The sequence below is a fragment of the Galactobacter sp. genome (assembly GCF_022712295.1).
GTDB lineage: Bacteria > Actinomycetota > Actinomycetes > Actinomycetales > Micrococcaceae > Galactobacter.
The window spans coordinates 1-19,849 of sequence record NZ_JALAGT010000024.1 but is presented as its reverse complement, the minus strand read 5'-3'; the positions used below and the strand labels follow the sequence as shown (position 1 = coordinate 19,849).

Here is a 19,849-nt window from a genome sequence, read left to right as displayed (position 1 = left end):
ATTGCGCTGAGCGTAGGGGGTGTGGACGCGGCGGAACTGACTCCTGAGCCGGGCGACTCGACGTACTCGACTCCTGAACGATCCCAGCGCATGAAAAGAACTCCAGTGCACGGAGATCGTGGTCGATCTGCCATGCACTGGAGTTCTTCCCTGCATCAGGGTGGTGCCAGGATCAGGGTGGCGTCAGGACCTGCGCTTCCTCCGCAGAGTCAGCACTGCGCCCGTAGCCAACAGCATCGCCGCGACGGCCGCCAAGGTGCCAACTTGCGCGCCGGTGCTGGCAAGAGGCGACGGGCCGCCGGCATTCACACCCTGCGTTTCGGTTGCATCGGATCCGCCGGGGCCGTTACCAGCGCCCGACGCGTGGTCCTCGGCAGCATCATCGGCACCCGAAGCGGCGGCATTGTTGTCACCGTTGCCGCCGTTGACGGAACCATCCTCGGAACCGTTGTTTCCGCCGTCGGCGGCGCCACCATCGGAACCAGAGCCCGCGTTCGATGCGCTGTCGGAACCGTCGGCTCCAGCACCGGCACCAGCACCCGCATCTGAACCACCACCGGCACCGTCGCTGTCGGCGGAACCGTTGTCCGAGCCATCAGCATCGGCACCGTTGTCGTCGCCGTCGTCCGGGTCCTCGCCGGTGACCTCGACCTGGTAGCTGACCTCGGCCAATTCGGGGTCGAGTTCCTCTGCGGCCGTCATGTTGAAGACCGGCTCGCCGTCCAGATCGAAGTGAACGGTCTTGGCGCGGGCATGGCGGCGGGGGTCGAAGAGTCCGCCGTCTGTGGCCTCGCCCGGGTTGGAGGAGTCGTTCTCCGTGCGGGAATGGAACACGATCACGGGGTTGCCGTACTCATCCGTGGTGAAGGAGTTGTGGCCGGGACCCACCTGGTCCTCGAAGTCGTCCGAGGTCAGCACCGGGTACCCGGTCTTGGTCCAGGAGTCCGGGTCCATCAGGTCGGCGTCCTCGTCGGCCCCGAGCAGGCCCACGGCGTAGTTGCGATCAACGGAGGACCCTGAGAAGGACACGAAGACCTTCCCGTCGTGGTGAATCACGGCCGGGCCCTCGTCCACGGCCAGGTTCTGGGCGTCGTTCTGCTCCCAGGCCTGGTTGGGGGTGGAGAGTTCGATGGAATCGCCCAGCAACTGGGTGGGATCCTTGGGGTCGATCTGAGCCATCCGGATCGTGGAAGCACCGGGCTTCTCCGCCCACACCAGGTAGTGCTTGCCGTTGGCCTCGAAGGCCGTCATGTCCAGGGAGAAGCTGGTGAAGGCGTGCTTGTCACCCTCATGTGCCTTGACCTGGCCGAGCAGCTCCCAGTTCTTCGCGTCCATGACCGCATCCCCGGTGAACTCGTCCCCGGTGAACTTGAGCATGTGCGGGCGAATATCCCACACGCCGCCCTGTCGGGCACCGGTGAAGAGGATGTACCAGTCGTCGCCGATCTTCTGCAGCTCGGGAGCCCAGATGTACGGGTTGACCTTGTCGGTGGAACTCTCGTCCCAGATGCTCACCTCCTTGGCATCCTTGAGACCTTGGATGGTCTTGGCGCGACGCAGGATCACGCGGTCGTACCCCTCCGGGTCGTCCTGACGCGTCATGGGGTAGGAGGCGGTGAAGTAGTAGTACCCGTCGTCGCCCAGGGTGACGTCCGGATCCGCGCGGCGTTCCACCAACGGGTCCGAGTAGGTCGGGGCCTTCACCGTGCCGTTGACCGTGTACGTGCCCGGCTTCGAGGTGTCCACTGCGGCCAGGTCCTCGTCGTCCCAAGTGACGGGGAAGGCCGAGGAGGAACCCGAGGAGTACTTCACAGCCGCGGTCTCCGGAAGCTCCGGCCTGTCCGCACCGATCGCAACGGTCGCTGAGCCGTCCACGGCCACGTTGGTGTTGTGCACGCGTCCGAGTTTCTGGCTGACGTAGCTCAGCTCGGACGCCGTCAGCGCCACGGTGGTGACGTCGGCAATGTCCGACGGCAGGCCGTCGGCCCTTGGCGCCACCTCACCGGCCGCCTTGGCGGCCTTGGTGCCTGCGACTGTTTCCGGGTCGCCGAAGGACTTGAGGTCCTTGCTGGTCACGGCGTAGCGGTCGCCCGAGTCCGCGTCGGTGTAGGTCACCGTGTAGGCGCCCGTGGCGTTGTCGTAGTCCACGCTGAGGTGGGTGGGCTGCTGCCCCGGGGCGAGGTCCACCAGGGCCTCGTCGGTGTAGCGGACCAGGTCCTTGGTGGAGTAGACGTAGGCCTTGCCGGTGAGCTTCTTCCCGCTGATCTCTGGGGCCAGGACTCGGAAGCCGCCGGCGGGATCGCGGAAGACCACGGGGGAACCCACGCGGGCTGAACCCGTGGTGGGGTAGAGCACGGGCTTGCCGTTGTTGCCTGCCACCGGGTTCTTGGCCTCGTTGCCCATGCCCTTGGCGGTGGCCAGGTGGAGGGCATCGGTGCGCTTGGTGTCGCCCGCAGTGGTGTAGCTGTAGAGCGTCCCGGTGTCCTTGGGGAGGACGGTCACGGGGAACTCCTTGGTAGCGCTGGCGCCGTCCAACGTGAACGTGGCCGACAGCGTCGCCTTGGCGGCCTTGTCCCCACGGGTGACGGTGCCGTCTGCCGCGATGGCGTCCTCGTCGGAGGAGGCCCACGTGAGTTCGGTTCCCTGGAACTCGTCGGTCAGCGTCAGGTCCTTCCATGCTTCCGTCACGCCCAGGTCGAAGTCCTCCGCGGCCTGATTCACGTCGTTGTTCGGATCGTCGGAGAGCACGGTGACCTCGAAGTCACGGGCGGTGGTGTGGCTGCCCAGGCTCAGGGTGGCCGTGAGGGTCACCGCCTGATCCTGAGAGCCGCGACTGACCGTGCCGTCCTCACCGATCCGGTCGGTATCGGAGGAGGACCAGGCGATGTCGGAGCCATTCTGGCCCTTGGCGGGCAGGTCCAGGTCCTTCAACGTGCTCTTCGGAAGGGAAAGGGCCTTGGCATCCTTGGCCAGGAGTCCGTTGGCTGTCTCCTCGTCGAGGCCGTCCAGGTAGGACTGAGCCACCTCGTCGTCGGACTGGGCCTCTGCCAGCACGCTCACGTCGCGGACGTCGCCCTTGTAGAAGGGGTCGTTGTAGGAGGAACGACCCACGTAGCCCACGAGGTTCTTGCCGAGATCGGAGACGCTGCGACCGGTGTCCACAGTCCCGATCTTCTTCCCGTCCAGGTAGCCGGTGAGCTTCCCCGGCTCGATGACCGTGGTGTAGAGCGAGAACTCGTCGGAGGTCTTGGGGCCCGCGATGCCCTTGGAAGCGGTGGAGGGGGAGACGCCGGTCTCCGTGCTCCACGGCGCCGCGGCATCCGTGGATCCCGTGATGACGGATTTGAACAGGCCGGCCGGGTTGGCGGGGTTCAGCAGCCAGTAGTTGGCTGGGGTGGACTCCTTGGACCCGAAGAACATCGCGGCGTAGTTGCCTGCACCGGTCTTGTTGCGCAGCCACACGGAGATGGTGAGCTCGTCCTGGTGGTCAAAGGCGCCCTGAGGCAGTTCCAGGTAGGCCGCATTCGAGTTGGCGGCCCCTCCGGGAAGGGTGAGGACACCGTCCTTCTCGGTGGCGCCCTTACCCTTCACCATTGCGTCGAACTCGTTGCCGGATGAATCCGGAATGGTGCTTCCCTCGGCGACGGAGTCCGCGTCGGAGAAGTCGTAGTGCAGCAGCTGACCGCCATCGATGGGGTCGGGTTCCTCACCGTCCGCCGGGTACTCGGCCAGCAGGGCCTGGCGCTCGGATTCGGTGATGGGCAGGACGGTGCCGTGGCGCGGCGCCGGGTCCGGCAGGGACACGTCGCCCACGGCCTCGAAGGGGCCTGCGGGGGAGTCCGCTTTCAGGGGCAGGTACTTGCGTCCGCCGAATTCGTCGGCGAAAAGGTAGTAACCCTCTCCGTTGACGTCGCCGGGATTTGCCTTGAAGGCGGTGGGGCCCTCCACGGCCTTGGTCCCGGCGTCATGGCCGATGCACTCCTGGCCCATGGTCCACCCGGAGTCCTCACCGTCGGTCGTGACACTGGTAAGGTTCTTGGACGTCTCGACGAATATGTCCTTGTCCGCGCACTTGTGCGCGTTCTCCTCGTCCTTGGTGTAGCGGTAATAGGTGTCGCCGTCCTTGATCACCGTGGAGTCGATGCGCGATCCCTTGGTGTCCTGCCAGACCTTGGGGTCGCTGAAGGTCTTGAAGTCCTTGGTGGTGGCGTACATCATCGTCTCCGGAGGGGACGACTGCGAATGCTCCGGATCGGATTCCGCGTAGAGCTTCGAGGCCCAGAAGACCACGTACTCCTGGTTCTCGTCGTCCCAGTAGGCCTCCGGCGCCCAGACGTTCCCGGCGGTTTCAGGGGCCACCTCGACATGGCGCTGCTCTCCCCAGTTCACCAGGTCGGTGGATTCCCAGACCTCGATGTGCCTGGAACCGGTGCGTTGTGCGGCATCCCAGTCACCGTTGCGACCGATCGAGAGGTCCGTGGCGATCAGGTACAACTTGTTGCCCTCCGGTGCGCGGACGATGAAGGGATCGCGCAGACCCTTGGTGCCCTTGTCGGAGTCCAGCACGGGCTGGCCGTCGTTGAGGCCGACCCATTTCTGAGCGTTGTTGCCGTCGGAGACGGCCAGGGAGATCTTCTCCCCTTCCACGCTGTCCGCCGTGAAGTAGGCGAACAGGTACGCGGAGGGATCTTCGTCTGCGGTGGTCTTCGCCGCCGGCGCGGTGCCGGCGGGACCTGCCTCGGTGATACCCGACGTCGTGGTGCCGCTGGTCGGGTTCGCGGACTCGGCGGCTGCGCCGCTGGGATGGGCTGGAGAACTGGGAGCCGCTGCGGCGGCCGGTGCCGCCGAGAGTGCCAGGGTCAAGGCACCGGTCAGGGCGGCTAGCCGGGTGGGCAAGGTCGTCATGGGTCTCCTCATTGAGATCGAGTCTGATGACAGACGCGAAACGTGGTTCGCATCACACCCATACGTTACCGGTAACAATCGGCGACCTCAATGGTGCGCTTCGGGGCAGTTCGTCGATATGCTGCTGACCATGTCTGCTTACGATGCCGGGGCGAGGCCCCTCTCCGGAGCCCAGTTCGCCCTCGACGGCCACGGGTACCACGCCGAGATCGCCAGTGTCGGTGCCGCGATCCGCGTTCTCACTTTCAACGGGCGTGATCTGGTTCGGCCGTTCCGGGCGGACGAGCCTCATCCCAACTTTTCCGGCATCATTCTGGCTCCATGGCCCAACCGCGTCATCGATGCGCAGTACTCCTGGGATGGGGAGGATCGCCGGCTCGCCGTCACCGAACCGGCCCGCGGCCATGCGTTGCACGGGCTGTTGGTGTGGCAGGAGTTCGACGTGGTGGACTCCTCCGAGTCCGCGGTATCGCTGCGGTCCGTGGTGGAACCCCGCGACGGGTACCCGCACCGTGTGCAGGTGGATGTCGGCTACTCCTTGAACACTGACGGCCTGACGACCTCGGTGTCCGCCACGCTGTTGGCCGGCGCTGCGGCGCCCTTCGGCTGGGGGTCCCACTCCTACCTCGTGGCGCCTTCTGCTCCCGGAACCTTGAGCCCGGTCGATGGCTGGACCGTGTCCGTTCCTGCGGCCACGGTGCAGACCGTCACCCAGGATCGCTTGAGCCCCACCGGACTCGCGGCCGTGGGGGAGCTGTCCTATGACTTCCGGGAACCACGCGTCATCGGTGACACCTTCATCGATCATGCCTTCACGGACCTGGTCCGTGACGAGGATGCTCAGGCTCGAGTCAGGCTGACCGATGCCTCCGGCGTGGGCGTCGAGATGTCCTGGGGGCCGGAGTGCGGGTGGCTGCAGATCCACACGGCAGACCTCCCCGAGGTCGCAGCCAGCCGCACTGGCCTCGCCGTGGAACCCATGACCTGCCCGCCGGGTGCCTACAACTCCGGCACCGACGTCATCCGGCTCGAGGTCGACGAGCATGCTGAGGCGTCCTGGACGTTGACGGCCATCGGCGACTGACGGGCTTCTGAGTCGTCCCCTCACCACGCGGGATCAGGTTCTTGTGGGAATGTGCCGCTTCGGTGCAGCTTTCATGGAAACCTGGTCCCGCGGTGCGTCTGTGTGAGACCCGGTCCGTCGGAACGAGCAGTACACAGGACGGTCACGACGGTGGGGTCGTGCGGTCACGGTAGAGGACGGATGGCCGCAGGTCGGCCACCAACGTGCGGGGATCGCGATAGGTGGAGCCGTGCCCGGACCCGGATACCAGCCCCCAATGCACGCAGCTGCCGCTGCAGTGCCCGCCGTTCGCCACCGTGCCGACCACCTGGCCGGCGGATACTCGGTCCCCTTTCTTGAGCTCCGTGGAAACGGGCTCCAACGTGGTGCGCCATCCTCCACCCACCGTGATGGCGACGGTGGGACGCCCCGCCACGGACCCGGCAAAGGACACGGTTCCGGCGGCGGGAGCGACGACCTCGGTGCCAGGCGCCGCACGCAGGTCCACCCCTCGATGCCCCGCGTTCCAGCGGACGTCGGGCGGGTCGAAGTCCTTGACCATTCCCACCTCCTCCCACGATTCGCCGGGTGCGGGTGCGCGTCCCACCGGTGGAACGCCGTGGGCGCTCGCGGTGACGGCAGCGGGGGAGACCGGGTCCACCGGCGTACGCTCTTGGGCCGAGGCGGAGGGGCCAACCAAGCTCATGCTCAGGCAGATGAGCACGGCCCAGTGCCAGGGACCGGGACGTCCCGGCCGTGATGCGCCGGACCAGACCGCGCCGGACCAGACCGTGACGGGGCCGGCGCGACCGCGCTCGGCAACATCAGGCCCGGAGAACCGGGCCGAGACAGTGGTTACAGGGGACAGGAAAGGGGGCGCTGAACGGAACATGCACGGATCACACCAGGGTGTGTTCCTGCCCGTCCAGCGCCCCCTTCCCGATCATCGGGAATCTGTGGAGGACACGCCGCGTCAGCCGTGTCGGCGGCGCCTCGCCAGCACGAATCCGATCACCAGCAACGCTGCGCCGAGCCCAGCCAACGCCACCAATCCAGCTTGGACGCCAGTCGCCGCCAGCCCGGAATGACCATCTGCGGTGCCGGACGTGGCCGAGTCCGAGGAGTCGGCACCCGAACCGGCGGCACCGGCATCATCCGTGCCGGTCACATCGGAATCGGAACCGGCCGCAACGTCCGCGTCAGAGCCCGAGTCAGAGCCCGCGCCCGAGCTTGGGCCGGAGGGGTCGGTCGGTGCACCCGACCCGTCGCCGTCTGCGCCCGCCCCCGAATCGGACGCGGAGCCAGCGTCGGCGCTGGAATCCGAATCCGAATCCGAATCCGAGTCCGAGTCAGAATCCGAGCCCGAGCCCGAGTCCGAGTCCGAAGGCGAGGTCGGGTCGGCGCTCGCGTCCGCGTCGTCGGCCACCACGATCTTCATGCTGACCGTGGGGGAGGAGAGTTCCTCTGATGCCTCCATATCCATGATCGGCATGCCGTCGGAGGCGAAGTGCACGCGGCGCACGAACATGTCGCGTCCGGATCCGCCGACGTCGGTGCGTGCGTGGAAGACGTAGATCAGCGCTCCGTCCTCGTCCTCGGTCCACATGCCGTGGCCGGTACCGAGCTGCCACTCGCCCTCGAACTTCCCGGACTTCTGCAGGGGGTAGTTGAGCTTGGTCCAGCTCTCGGGATCGGTCAGGTCGGCGCCGGTGGCCGGTGCGGTGGCCAAGCCCGTGGTGTAGGTGTTGCCCACACCGGAGCCCGAGTAGATCAGGTAGAGCTTGCCGTCACGTTCGTGGACGTTGGGGCCCTCCGCGCAGGAGTTGTCCCAGGCGTATTCCGGAGCGACGATGCGCACCGGATCGCTGGTCAGCTTGCCCGGATCTGCCGGGTCCATCATCGCGATGAAGGTGTGGCACATCTGCTGCCACGCGTAGTAGGACTGCCCGGTCCTGTCCTGGAAGTAGGTCATGTCCAGGCTGATCCCGGAGACATCGTTCAGCGCGGTCCCGTCGGTACGGGTGATGGTCTTCGGCGTGGTCCAGTTGGCCGCAACGGTGGGGTCGAGGTCGTCCCCGGAGTCGTCCTGCTTGAGCTGCATGATCGAGGCACGGCCGGACATGTATCCCGGGTTGTCCCCGTAGCAGGGCATGAACAGGATGGAGAGTTTCCCAGCGATCTCGTGGAACTCGGGTGCCCAGAAGCAGCCGGTCATGGTCTTGCCGTCGGCGTCCTTGTCGCCGCGGTCCAGGAGGTGGACCTCCTCCGGCTCGGCCTCATCGGCCAGCCCGGAGAGCGAGTCCGCCATGCGGACCGGCATGAAGGCCTTGCCCTTCTGGCCCACGTTGTCCATGTCGGGGTCGTTGGTGGCGATCATCAGGTACTTGGTCTCGCCGTTGAGGTCGAACTTGTAGGCCGAGGGGTCGGCGCGCTCCACCGCGAAGGGCTTGGGGTAGTCCGTCTGCTTGATTCTGCCCTTGGCCGTGTAGGTTCCGGCCTTGGAGGTGTCCACGTCGGAGAGGTCCCAATCCTGGACGGGCAGGTGACGGGTGGAGCCGTCCGAGTAGTCCAGGGTGGCCTGCTGCGGCAGATCGGAGCCCGTCAACGCGGCGCCCTTGTCCACCTGCTTGCTGCCCAGATCCTGCACGCCGGTGTTGGTGATGCGACCGAATCGGGTCTGCAGTCCCTCGGCCACGTCGGCACTCACGGGCAGCGTGTTGCCTGCGGCGAAGTCCTCGATGTCCAGGTCGTCCACTTCCGTGGTGCCCGTGGCGCGGCCGGCGCCCGACGAGCCCGCAGCTGTGGCCGCCTTGCTCCCGTCGGCGTCGGTGCCCGACGTCGCGGCCGCCAGATCCTCCACGTCCTGATGACGCTGTGCGCCGGAGTCCGTGGTCCAGGAGATGCGGTAGGTCTTGGCCGCGGTGTCGTAGACCGCGGTGGGACGGTTGACGCCGTCCGACTCATCGAGCTCGAGCAGTCCGAGCTCGTCGTAGCTGAGCAGGTCATGGCTGGTGGCCACCAGGACGGAGTCCTGCTGGGTCCCGTCGGCCCCGCCGCCACGGGCCACCCGGGTGCCCACGACGCCGTAGCCGCCATCGGCGAGCTCGAAGAGGGTGGGGTTCTTCAGGCTGCGGATGAGCGAGAGGTCCACGCCGTCGTCCGGGACGGCCTCGGACAGATGCGGGAAGAAGATGCCGTAGTTCTCGTTCAGAGGCGACCAAGCTGATCCCGAATCATCGGCTTGGAAGGCCAGGTGCATGCTCAGCGCCACGTCGGCGTTGTTGGCCTCCGATTCGGTGGTGGGCGTGCGGTGGTAGGCGGCCAACCGATCGGAACCGGAGGGCAGTACGGTCACGGTGAACTGCTTGGAGATGGTGGTCTCCGGTGAAGCGCTCCGCGCAATGGTCGCAGCCACGGTGGCGGTCACGGGCTTCTCGCCTGCAGCCACCAGCGCGCCGTCCTTCAGCTCGGCCCCATCGGCCTCCAGCGAGGTCACGGTGAGTCCTTCCGGCGCCTCGGGCAGCTTGTCGCCGGAGACGACGGTGGTCGGCAGGACGTAGTTGCCCGCCGCGGTGGCCAGCCGTGCCTGGTCGTCCAGATCGCTGGGAAGCACTCGGACCTGCGTGGTGCGCTCTGCGGAGAGGCCGCGCACCGTCGTCTTGGCGGTGAGCGTGACGTCCACGGGGTCCGCGCCCCGTTCAGGCTGGGTCACGGAACCGTCGGTGGCGATCACGTCGGGATCGGAACTGGTCCAGGTGACCTTGCCGCCCGAGGACGGCAGGGAGACGTGGTCGCCGGTCACGTCTCCGGAGGGCAACTCGAGACCCTCCAAGCGATCATCGGCCTCTGACTCGAGGGCCTCTGCGTTGATCTGCGCGTCCGCCAGGTTCTCCTGCTGAACCTGCTCCTCGTTCAGGGCCGTGGGATACACGCGGAAGGCACTGACCTCGCCCTTGAACAGCTGATCCGGCCAGGGGGAGCGGCCGATGGTGTTCAGCGACTGGTCCTTGATGTCGGCGGGGGTCAGGTCGGTCTTGACCGAGCCGGTCTTCTCCCCGTCCACGTAGAAGGTCAGCGTCTTGGCCTCCGCGTCCAGCACGCTGGTCAGCGAGGTCCAGTGCCCGGTGTCCAGGTTCGAGGAGGAGGTCGCGGACTTCTCGCCTCCGTTGGAGCCCACCGTGATGGCGGTCCTGGGGGCGTCCTTGGCGGTGGTGAAGAAGTACTCGTCCGTGTTCTCGCCGCCCACGTTCCAGAGGAAGTTGAAGTCGTTGCGCATCGCCGCGTCGACCTTCACCTCCGTGGTGACGGAGACGGACGAACGCTCCTTGAGCAGATCCTTGGGCAGCTGCACCCAGGTGCCGTCGCCGTCCTTGGCGCCGCCGGTGAGCTGCAGAGATGTGTCGGTCCACGTCTGTGCGCCGCCGTTCTTGACCTCGGCATCGCCGAGACCCTCCGGGGAGGCTGCGGTATTGGGCACCTTGGCGCGCTCGCCGTCTGCGAAGAGATACTCCGCGAGGGAGTCGGGAAGGTCCGCCTTGGCGGCGGGTGCAATGCCCGACGCCGTGTGGCCGACTGCCGAGCCCGGCGCGGCCTGGGCCGCTGGCGCCAGCCCGCAGACGAGGAGTGCCGTGGTGGCGGCGAGCGGCGGGAGCATCGCGAGGCGGGTGCGTCTGCGGCGCGGGGGCGGGCTGTCGGCTGAGAAGCTGACTGAAGACATCGTCGTCCTTAGGGCTGGTGATACGTCGGCTTGGACACACTCGTGGGGTAACGATAGTTGCTACCGGTCACAGAGTTGTCCACATCACAATAACGGCATGATGTATCCCTTGGCCAGGCCGGTGACGAAAGTGATCACCTGCGGGGTTGCCTACCTGCGGTGGGTGGCACCCGGGTGTGATGAGGGCAGGTGGTCGCCCGAGCCGAACATCCTGTGGCGGAGGGTGCCGGGCTCCGCCCGAGTGGGGTAGGAGCCGCGTGCTTGCAAGACCGGGATCAGGTAGGAAGCAATGTCCTCCCAGCTGCCCGGGTTCAGGGCATAGGCCACGTTGAAGCCGTCCACGCCGGTCTGATCCATGATGGCCTCCAAGGCGTCAGCCACCGTCTCCCCAGAACCCACCAGCACCGGTCCGCCGGTCGCATTCAGCCGCGCACTGTCCCGCACGCTCCAACGCTGCGGCCCGTGCTGGGCTCCGGAAAGGCTGGAAACGGTGGTCTGGATGGCATCTGTCTTCACCGGATCCAGCGGCGCATCGAGATTCTCCTTGGACAGGTCGATGCCGGACCAGCCCGAGTTCAGGACCAGGTTTCCGGTCTCGGAGGCGTAGGAGAAGACGTCGCGATACTTGGCTTGCGCCAGGTCGTCGCTCTCATCGACCACGATCGTGACCAACGCATAGATTCGTGCGGCTGCGCCACCGCGGCCACGGGCCTCGAGCCCCTCCCGGACCAGGGCCACCTGCCGTGCCACCTGGGGCAGGGTGGGAGCCGCCACGAAGACGGCCTCCGCATGGTCGGCCGCGAAGGCGATACCTCGCGGGGACGCTCCCGCTTGATAGATGACGGGAGTCCGTTGGGGAGACGGCTCGCTCAGGTGGATTCCGGGGACCGTGAAGTAGCGGCCGTGATGGTTGATGGGGTGCACCTTGGCCGGGTCGGCGAACGTGTCGTGTTCGGTGTCGAGGGCCACGGCATCGTCCTCCCACGACCCCTCCCACAGTTTGTAGAGCACCTCCATGTACTCGTCCGCCCGGTCGTAGCGTTCGTCGTGGGAGAGCTGATCGGATTCGCCCATGTTCTCCGCAGCACTCTTCAAGTATCCCGTCACGACGTTCCAGCCCACCCTCCCGTGTGTCAGATGATCCAACGTCGACATCCGCCTGGCGAACGTATAAGGATGCTCTGCGGCGGTGGATGCTGTGATCCCGAATCCCAGGTGCTCCGTCACGCCGGCCATGGCTCCGACCAGAGGCAGTGGGTCGTTCATCGGAATCTTGGCCGCCGCCCGCAGGGCGGCGTCGGCATTGCCCCCATAGACGTCGTACGGGCCCAGCGCGTCGGCCAGGAAGATCCCGTCGAAGAACGCGTCCTCCAGCAAGACCGCAAGCTCGGTCCAGTGTTTCAGTGAGGTGTAGTCCCTGGAACGGTCCTGGGGATGTCGCCACAGCCCAGGAATCTGATGGCCAACGCCGTTGATGGCGAAAGCGTTGAAGCGGATCCTGCGCGCGGGTTCGTTCCCCACCATCGATGTCCTTCGAGTCCTCGTGTTCACTTTCCAGCCGGCCGTATCCGGCACGGGCGTTGGTGCGGCCGCGTGGGGATCCTGCCGCTGTGACTCTACTGACTCGGGTCACCGACGTGGCCGCCTGACGCAGATGTGACCAAGTGCACTGCACCCGTTGGGCTCTCGAAGGAATCCGCCCTCTCCAGGTGGGTGGGCGTCGTCTATACTGGAAAGAGCGACGTTCAAGCGTGATTGCCTGCTTTCCACTTCGGTGAACGGTAGGGCAAGAGGGTTCGAACGTCGACTTCGCGCGTCAACCGTAGGTCGGCAAGCACCGGGACCTCCCGGTGAACATGCCTTCCGACGCACGTCGACGGTCCCCGAACCACGGGGAAACGACGTGACGGGTGAAGCGGGGAAACCTGTGGATCCGGTCGATGCCAGGGATCAGCAGCCCAACCGGGCCAAGATCAGTCAACCGTCAGAAACGATAAGGACGGAAGCGCGCTGCGCGTGCCCCGTTCGGTAAGGAACGACATGCCTGTCGTCACCATGCGCCAGCTGCTGGACAGCGGCGTCCACTTCGGCCACCAGACCCGTCGCTGGAACCCGAAGATGAAGCGCTTCATCCTCACGGAGCGCTCCGGTATCTACATCATCGATCTGCAGCAGTCGCTGACCTTCATCGACCGCGCCTTCGATTTCGTCAAGCAGTCTGTGGCCCACGGCGGCACCATCCTGTTCGTCGGCACCAAGAAGCAGGCTCAGGAAGCAATTGCTGAGCAGGCCTCCCGCGTCAACATGCCTTACGTCAACCACCGTTGGCTGGGCGGCATGCTGACCAACTTCTCCACCGTCTCCAAGCGCGTCCAGCGCATGAAGGAGCTCGAGGAGATCAACTTCGACGATGTGGCCGGTTCCGGGCACACCAAGAAGGAGCTGCTGCTGCTCAAGCGCGAGCTGACCAAGCTGCAGTCCAACCTCGGTGGTATCCGCAACATGAACCGCACCCCCTCCATGGTGTGGATCGTGGATACCAAGAAGGAGCACCTGGCCGTCGACGAGGCACAGAAGCTGGGTATCCCGGTTGTCGCCATCCTCGACACCAACTGCGACCCCGATGAGGTCACCTACCCCATCCCGGGTAACGATGACGCGATCCGCTCCGTCAACCTGCTGACCCGCGTCGTGGCAGACGCCGTGGCCGAGGGCCTGCTGGCCCGCAACGGTGGCGGCAAGGACGGCGAGGCCGCTGAGCCCATGGCCGAGTGGGAGCGCGAGCTGCTCGCCGGCCAGGAGGCCAAGGCCGAGGAGACCCCCGCAGAGGCCCCGGCCGCTGCTGAGGCCCCTGCAGAGGACGCCAAGTAAGTCTCACCCCGACTTACCTTCCCGGAACCTTCGGTTCACCACTGATGAGGTGGACCGAGGGGACCGGGAGGCCAAGGCGGTGAGCGCACGGCGATGACTCGTGGGCTCACCGCCTTTCTTCAAACGACGTAAAAAGCACACCTTCCCCCGTCCCGACACAGTGCGGACGCGGAGGAAGACCAAACCCGAGAAACAAGGGGAGAGACCACATGGCGAACTACACCGCCGCTGACATCAAGGCCCTGCGCGAGCGCACCGGCGCCGGCATGATGGACGTCAAGAAGGCCCTCGATGAGGCCAACGGTGACGCCGAGAAGGCCATCGAGATCATCCGCGTGAAGGGCCTCAAGGGCGCCACCAAGCGCGAGTCCCGCGCCACCGCTGAGGGCCTCGTCGCCGCGACCGTCGTCGACGGCAAGACCGGTTACATGCTCGAGCTCAACTGCGAGACCGACTTCGTGGCCAAGAACGAGAAGTTCGTGGCCGTTGCCAACACCGCCCTGACCGCAGCCGTCGAGTCCGGCGCAGGCGATGTCGATTCCGTGCTGGCCGCTCCGGCCGAGGGCAAGACCGTCAAGGACGTCATCGACGAGCTCGGTGCCATCCTGGGCGAGAAGCTGCAGCTGCGCCGCGTGACCAAGGTCGAGGGCGACACCGTCTCCGCTTACCTGCACAAGACCTCCAAGGACCTCCCGGCTCAGGTCGGCGTGCTCCTGGCCGTGTCCGGTGAGGGCGAGGCCGTCACCGAGGCCGCTCACGACGTTGCCGTGCACATCGCTGCGCTGGCTCCCGCCTACGCCACCCGCGAGGAGGTCCCCGCAGACAAGGTTGCCGACGAGCGCCGCATCGCCGAGGACACCGCCCGCGCCGAGGGCAAGCCGGAGAAGATCCTCGACAAGATCGTGGAAGGCCGCCTGACCGGCTTCTACAAGGAGTCCGTCCTCGTGGATCAGGCCTTCGCCAAGGACTCCAAGAAGTCCGTGGCGCAGGTGCTCAAGGAGGCTGGCGCCGCCGTTGCTTCCTTCTCCCGCTTCCGCGTTGGCGCCTGAGGCACCTCGCGATAGCGAATAACGCACAACGGGGCCGCATCCCTTTCGGGGATGCGGCCCCGTTGTGTGTCGTGACCGAGCCGGCGCTCGTGCTTGGGCGCCGTGCCTCACGACGGTGGGTAGCGAACGTCGGGCAGAACGGCACCCCGAGGGCAGGATCCGCAGATGGCGGGCACGATTCCTACCCGCATTTTCCGGATCCTGCGCGCGGTCGAGCCGAAGACGTGGGAAAATACCTGAGGCGGTGTGACCGTCGCAGCTCCAGCAGAAACAACTTGAAGGGGAACACGTATGTCCGTTCAGCCAGCACCTCACCGCCGTCGAGTCCTCCTCAAGCTTTCTGGTGAGGTCTTCGGTGGCGGCAAGCTCGGTGTGGATCCGGCCACCGTACGCGGCATCGCGGAGCAGATCGCAGCGACCGTCGGCACCGTCGAGACCGCCATCGTGGTGGGTGGCGGAAACTTCTTCCGTGGCGCTGAACTGGCCGAATCCGGCATGGACCGCTCACGTGCTGACTACATGGGCATGCTGGGCACCGTGATGAACTGCCTTGCCCTGCAGGACTTCCTTGAACAGGCCGGCGTCGAGACCCGCGTGCAGTCCGCGATCTCCATGTCCCAGGTCGCTGAGGCATACATCCCTCGCCGCGCCATCCGTCACCTGGAGAAGGACCGTGTGGTCATCTTCGGCGCCGGGGCCGGTCTGCCGTACTTCTCCACCGACACCGTGGCGGCACAACGCGGCCTCGAGGTACACGTCGACGAGGTCCTGATGGCCAAGTCCGGTGTGGACGGCGTCTACACAGCGGATCCCAACAAGGACCCCGCCGCCCAGAAGATCGACCACCTGACCTACGACGACGCCCTGCGCCGCAATATCCGGGTGATGGATCAGACCGCCATGACCATGTGCAAGGACAACTCGCTGACCATGCGGGTGTTCGGCATGGAGGGCGAAGGCAACGTCACCCGGGCACTGCTCGGTGAGCCCATCGGGACGCTTGTCACCGTGTGACGGACCCGGCGGCCCACGCGGCTGACGCCGGGGCCGTCGCGAGTGTCCGCCTAGTAGGATGGACACGATGCCGTGCCCGTAAGATCCGCGGCACGGACAAGACCACATGAGGGTGGGCCCCAGGGCTACCCCCGGACGCCCACACTTCCAAGGAGTGACGAAGTGATCGACGAGACCCTGTCAGAGGCCAAGGACAAGATGGAACGCACCATCGAGGCGGCCAAGGAGGACTTCTCCACCATCCGCACCGGACGTGCCAACCCAAGCCTGTACTCCAAGGTGCTCGTGGACTACTACGGTTCCCCGACGCCGCTGCAGCAGCTGGCTCAGTTCGCGACCCCCGACGCGCGAACCATCCTGATCTCTCCCTTCGACGTCTCAGCACTGCGTGAGATCGAGAAGGCCCTCTCCGATTCCGAGGTGGGCGCCAATCCCTCCAACGATGGCAAGCAGATCCGTGTGACCCTGCCGGAACTGACCGAGGAACGCCGCAAGGAATTCGTGAAGATCGTCAAGGGCAAGGCCGAGGACCACAAGGTGGCCCTGCGTGGTCACCGCCGCAAGGCCAAGGACCTGATCGACAAGGCCGTCAAGGACGGCGAGGTCGGCGAGGACGACGGCAACCGCGGCGAGAAGGAACTCGACGCACTCACCAAGAAGTACGTCGAGGCCATCGACGAGCTGCTCAAGCGCAAGGAAGCGGAGCTGCTGGAGGTCTGATGACTCAGGGCTCCCATGACGAGGCGGTCAGCGAAGAGATGACCGCGTCGCAACGCCGTGCGGTGCGTGCGGCCGAGGCCGGCAAATCCAAAGCCGGTCGCGACCTTCCCGCGGCCATCGGCGTCGGTGCCGGACTCCTGGCCGCCGTTGCGATCGGCGCCTTCCTGTGGCATCCGGTCTTCGTTGCGTTCTGCTCCATCGCCTGTGCGTTCGGGGTCTGGGAGGTTTCCCGGGCTGTCCGGAAGGGCACAGGACTCCCGCTGCCGCTGATCCCTCTGGTCTTCGGCGCCTTGGCGATGCCCATCGCCGCGTTCATGGCCGGAGGACAGGCGCTCACCGGTGTCTTTGTGGGCTCCGTGGTGCTGACCGTCCTCTGGAACGTGCTCGACGGACGCGGGGACGCCGGCCGCTCCATCGCGGCCTCCCTCTTCGTGCTGGCTTGGGTCCCGCTGCTGGCCTCCTTCTCCCTGCTGCTGTTGCGGGAGGAGAACGGCACGTGGCTCCTGATGACGGTGCTGCTGCTCGTGGTCTCCAACGACACCTTCGGCTACATCTTCGGCGCCTGGCTGGGTAAGCACCCGCTGGCTCCCAAGATCAGTCCCAAGAAGTCCTGGGAAGGCTTTGCCGGATCCGTGGTGGGAGCCTGCGTGGTCGGCGTGATTCTCGCCATCACCGTGCTGGATGCCTCGTGGTGGGGAGGAGTCGTCATGGCCGTGGCGGTGGTGTTCGCCTCCACCGCCGGAGACCTCAGCGAGTCCATGATCAAGCGGGAACTGGGCATCAAGGACATGTCCAACCTCCTGCCGGGACACGGCGGCATCATGGATCGGCTGGATTCGATGGTCTTCGCGGTCCCGGTGGGATACCTGGTCGCTGTGGCCGCACTGGGACTCGGGTCCTGAATCACTTCACCAAGAACTTGCCGGTTCCCGCAGCGTCTCATGCTGCGTCGCCGATACGATGAGGATCTGAACGGATCCGGTCCCCTCGCCGGGTGAGGCAGAAACCATGCCGCACCTCGGGAGGAACACATATCAAGGAGAACAAGCGAAATGGCCAAGCACGAGCCGGGCGAGCACCCCAGCGAGGACGCTCCGAGCCTGTTTCCCCGCACGGGTGACCACGACTTCGGCTACGACCCCGGTCAGGTGGAGCGCTTCCTGCAGAAGGCCCGGCTGACCTATGAGGGCAGTACCTCGGAGGATCCCATCACGAGCGCCATCGTTCGGCGGACCACGTTCGATCCGGTCCATGGCGGCTACTCTCCGCGGGAGGTGGATTCCGCGCTGGATCGCCTCGAGGACGTCTTCGCCGCGCGCGAGCGCGCGGCGGTGGTCGAGGCGGAGGGTCACGACCACTGGATCGAGGGCATAGCTCAGGTCTCCGGCGTACTGCGTGGCCGCCTGCACCGTCCGGCGGGAGAGCGTTTCCGCCGCCCCAACCGCAAGAAGGCACCGTCCTACGCCATCGAGGACGTGGACCTGCTCTGCGACCGCCTCCTGGACTACTTCGAGCACGATCAGCCGCTGGCCGTGGATGACGTGCGCCGGGCCGTGTTCGGCCAGGCCACGGGCGAGGACGGCTACGAGGAGAACCAGGTGGATGCATTCCTGGACCGCACCATCGAGCTGATGTCCTCGATCGACTGACGTCTCGCGTTACGTGCCCCGGACTCAATCCCGGTTCGGGGCGTGCAGGCGGGCCAGCACCTCATCAAGGCGGCCGGTGTCCAGGTCAGGCCTGGCCAGCGAGAACACGATCAGGGCAAGGACGGCCGCCGGGACGCTGAGCAGCCCCGGCTGCCCCACGAGTCCCCCGAGCGCGGCCCCTGCACCCGCGAAACTGGCCACCAGGCAGGCAAGCCAGACGCTTGCGCCCGTCACCATGGCCGCGATGGCACCCGCACCGGATGCCCGCCTCCACCAGATCCCGGCCAGCAGGACCGGTGCAATGGTGGAGGCCGTCAGTGCGAAGATGGAGCCGATCACGCTGGCCAGCCCCGTGGTGGACGTGGCCATCGAGATGGCCCCGGGGACCAGGGCGGCCAACAAGGCTCCACGCCGGAAGCCGGAGACCGAGCCCGCGAAGAAGCGCCGCGAGATGACCCCGGCCAGCGCCACGGTCAGACCGGAGGACGTGGACACGAAGGCTGCGAACGCGCCACCGGCCACGATCGCCGTGAGCAGCACTCCTACGGTTCCGCCCAGGAGCGTTGACGGCAGGTCCAGGAGCAGGGCGTCCGGGTTACCGGGTGTCGTGATCCCCGCGCTCACGGCCAGGAACGCCAGCGCGGTCGGGAAGAGGTAGAACAGGCTCACCAAACCGGTGACGGTGAAGGTGGTGGTCCTGGCCTGCGCGCCAGTCGGGTTCGTATAGAAACGCACCAGCACATGCGGTAACCCCAACGTCCCGAAGACCAGGGCGATGAGCAGCGAAACGGTCACCAGTGGCGTCTGGCCGGGGGAGGGAAGCACGGGCTCGGTGGGGAGATCCGGGCCGGCTCCGAGCGGCAGCGCGATGATGATCGCGATGGTGGGGATGGCCAGGGCGGCCAACTTGAGCCAGTACTGCATGGCCTGCACCGCGGTGATGGAACGCATCCCACCCGGGACCACGGAGGCGATCACCACGGCAGTGACCGCCACGGGACCCACCCAGGCGGGCAGATCCGTCACCGTGATCAGGGCCAAGGCGGCTGCGTGCATCTGGGGCAGCATGTAGAGCCACCCGACGCCCAATACGGTGTAGCCGAGTACGCGGGCCACGTTCTCCTGACCGAACCTGACCTGAGCGAAGTCCGGCAGGGTGTAGGCGCCGGAACGCCGCAAGGGGGCCGCGACGAAGAGCATGAGCATCAGGAACCCGGCTGCGTAGCCCACCGGGTACCAGAGGCCGTCGCGTCCGGTGAGGACGATCAGCCCGGTGACGCCGAGGAAACTGGCGGCGGACAGATACTCCCCGCCGATCGCGGACGCGTTCCACCATGGGCGGACGCTGCGCGCTGCCACCAGGACGTCGGCGCTGCTGCGGCTCCGATTCACGCCGCGCACGGCCATGAGGGCGGTGCTGAGGCACACCAGCGCGATGACCGCGGTGTTGAGGATCGTGTTCACGGCCGGCTCACCCGTCGATAGCGCTCTTCCAATCTCCGCGCCCACACATGATGTAGGGCCGCGGCACCGAGCACCAAGGGGTACAGGGCGAAACCGATGAGCCACCAGGACAGCGGCAGGCCCAGGAAGCGGATGTCGTCAAGCAGGGACCAGGTGGTGACCCCCACGGCCAGAACCGCGACCACGGCCAGGAAACCCAAGGCCAGCACCAGGGAGAGGCGCAGTTGGGCCTTCATGAGCGAGCGCACGTAGAAGTCGTCGGCGCCGGTGGTGGCGCCGCCCGGCAACTCGGGATCCTGGTCCGCCTGGATCCGGACCCGGCCGGGGCGGGGGGTCGGAAGCTCCGGCGGCTGCTGGGCCGTGGGTTCGGTGGGGGACTGGGTCACTTGCGCGCCGT

The 19,849-nt window shown here is 66.5% G+C and carries 13 protein-coding genes; 7 read left to right on the top strand and 6 right to left on the bottom strand.

The window, feature by feature from the left end; translation table 11 throughout:
* Window positions 1–183: 183 nt before the first annotated feature.
* On the bottom strand, window positions 184–4,905 hold the full coding sequence (locus tag Q0A15_RS01865) for a family 43 glycosylhydrolase (protein WP_291277844.1): 4,722 nt from the start codon (window positions 4,903–4,905) through the stop codon (window positions 184–186).
* A 130-nt stretch (window positions 4,906–5,035) separates the two neighbouring features.
* On the opposite strand from Q0A15_RS01865, the gene Q0A15_RS01860 reads away from it, so the two are divergent.
* Complete coding sequence (locus tag Q0A15_RS01860) at window positions 5,036–5,989, top strand: aldose 1-epimerase family protein (protein WP_291277843.1); 954 nt, start codon at window positions 5,036–5,038, stop codon at window positions 5,987–5,989.
* 142 nt (window positions 5,990–6,131) lie between these two features.
* Here Q0A15_RS01860 and Q0A15_RS01855 read toward each other — a convergent pair whose 3' ends face one another.
* The 3 genes from Q0A15_RS01855 to Q0A15_RS01845 form a co-directional block, all read right to left on the bottom strand.
* Entirely contained in the window at window positions 6,132–6,692 is a 561-nt protein-coding gene (locus tag Q0A15_RS01855; protein ID WP_291277842.1) for a M23 family metallopeptidase, read from the bottom strand.
* A 249-nt stretch (window positions 6,693–6,941) separates the two neighbouring features.
* Window positions 6,942–10,685: a family 43 glycosylhydrolase gene (locus tag Q0A15_RS01850; protein WP_291277841.1), complete on the bottom strand. Its 3,744-nt coding sequence runs from the start codon at window positions 10,683–10,685 to the stop codon at window positions 6,942–6,944.
* Window positions 10,686–10,835: 150 nt separating this feature from the next.
* Window positions 10,836–12,209 carry an LLM class flavin-dependent oxidoreductase gene (locus tag Q0A15_RS01845; RefSeq protein WP_291277840.1) on the bottom strand — a complete coding sequence of 458 codons (1,374 nt, stop codon included), beginning with the start codon at window positions 12,207–12,209 and terminating at the stop codon, window positions 10,836–10,838.
* Between the two features lie 516 nt (window positions 12,210–12,725).
* Between Q0A15_RS01845 and rpsB the strand changes: the two genes are divergently transcribed.
* From rpsB to Q0A15_RS01815, 6 genes are all read left to right on the top strand, one after another.
* Entirely contained in the window at window positions 12,726–13,556 is an 831-nt protein-coding gene (gene rpsB, locus Q0A15_RS01840; protein ID WP_291277839.1) for a 30S ribosomal protein S2, read from the top strand.
* Between the two features lie 209 nt (window positions 13,557–13,765).
* Entirely contained in the window at window positions 13,766–14,605 is an 840-nt protein-coding gene (gene tsf / locus Q0A15_RS01835; protein WP_291277838.1) for a translation elongation factor Ts, read from the top strand.
* A gap of 291 nt (window positions 14,606–14,896) precedes the next feature.
* On the top strand, window positions 14,897–15,619 hold the full coding sequence (pyrH, locus tag Q0A15_RS01830; RefSeq protein ID WP_291277837.1) for a UMP kinase: 723 nt from the start codon (window positions 14,897–14,899) through the stop codon (window positions 15,617–15,619).
* A gap of 162 nt (window positions 15,620–15,781) precedes the next feature.
* Window positions 15,782–16,339: a ribosome recycling factor gene (gene frr, locus Q0A15_RS01825; RefSeq protein ID WP_291277836.1), complete on the top strand. Its 558-nt coding sequence runs from the start codon at window positions 15,782–15,784 to the stop codon at window positions 16,337–16,339.
* Complete coding sequence (locus Q0A15_RS01820) at window positions 16,339–17,241, top strand: phosphatidate cytidylyltransferase (RefSeq protein ID WP_291277835.1); 903 nt, start codon at window positions 16,339–16,341, stop codon at window positions 17,239–17,241. Before frr ends, Q0A15_RS01820 begins: the two co-directional genes overlap by 1 nt.
* Window positions 17,242–17,391: 150 nt before the next feature.
* Window positions 17,392–17,988, top strand: coding sequence for a DivIVA domain-containing protein (locus Q0A15_RS01815; RefSeq protein WP_291277834.1), 597 nt, complete (start codon window positions 17,392–17,394; stop codon window positions 17,986–17,988).
* A gap of 24 nt (window positions 17,989–18,012) precedes the next feature.
* Here Q0A15_RS01815 and Q0A15_RS01810 read toward each other — a convergent pair whose 3' ends face one another.
* Window positions 18,013–19,452 carry a cation acetate symporter gene (locus Q0A15_RS01810; RefSeq protein WP_291277833.1) on the bottom strand — a complete coding sequence of 480 codons (1,440 nt, stop codon included), beginning with the start codon at window positions 19,450–19,452 and terminating at the stop codon, window positions 18,013–18,015.
* On the bottom strand, window positions 19,449–19,849 hold a 401-nt coding region (locus tag Q0A15_RS01805), incomplete at its 5' end, for a hypothetical protein (RefSeq protein ID WP_291277832.1). The genes Q0A15_RS01805 and Q0A15_RS01810, both read right to left, overlap by 4 nt.

Coding starts and splice junctions, on each gene's coding strand:
- pyrH (WP_291277837.1), top strand. CDS start 14,897: ATGTCCGTTCAGCCAGCACCTCACCGCCGTCGAGTCCTCCTCAAGCTT.
- Q0A15_RS01860 (WP_291277843.1), top strand. CDS start 5,036: ATGTCTGCTTACGATGCCGGGGCGAGGCCCCTCTCCGGAGCCCAGTTC.
- rpsB (WP_291277839.1), top strand. CDS start 12,726: ATGCCTGTCGTCACCATGCGCCAGCTGCTGGACAGCGGCGTCCACTTC.
- Q0A15_RS01850 (WP_291277841.1), bottom strand. CDS start 10,685: ATGTCTTCAGTCAGCTTCTCAGCCGACAGCCCGCCCCCGCGCCGCAGA.
- tsf (WP_291277838.1), top strand. CDS start 13,766: ATGGCGAACTACACCGCCGCTGACATCAAGGCCCTGCGCGAGCGCACC.
- Q0A15_RS01820 (WP_291277835.1), top strand. CDS start 16,339: ATGACTCAGGGCTCCCATGACGAGGCGGTCAGCGAAGAGATGACCGCG.
- Q0A15_RS01815 (WP_291277834.1), top strand. CDS start 17,392: ATGGCCAAGCACGAGCCGGGCGAGCACCCCAGCGAGGACGCTCCGAGC.
- Q0A15_RS01845 (WP_291277840.1), bottom strand. CDS start 12,209: ATGGTGGGGAACGAACCCGCGCGCAGGATCCGCTTCAACGCTTTCGCC.
- Q0A15_RS01865 (WP_291277844.1), bottom strand. CDS start 4,905: ATGACGACCTTGCCCACCCGGCTAGCCGCCCTGACCGGTGCCTTGACC.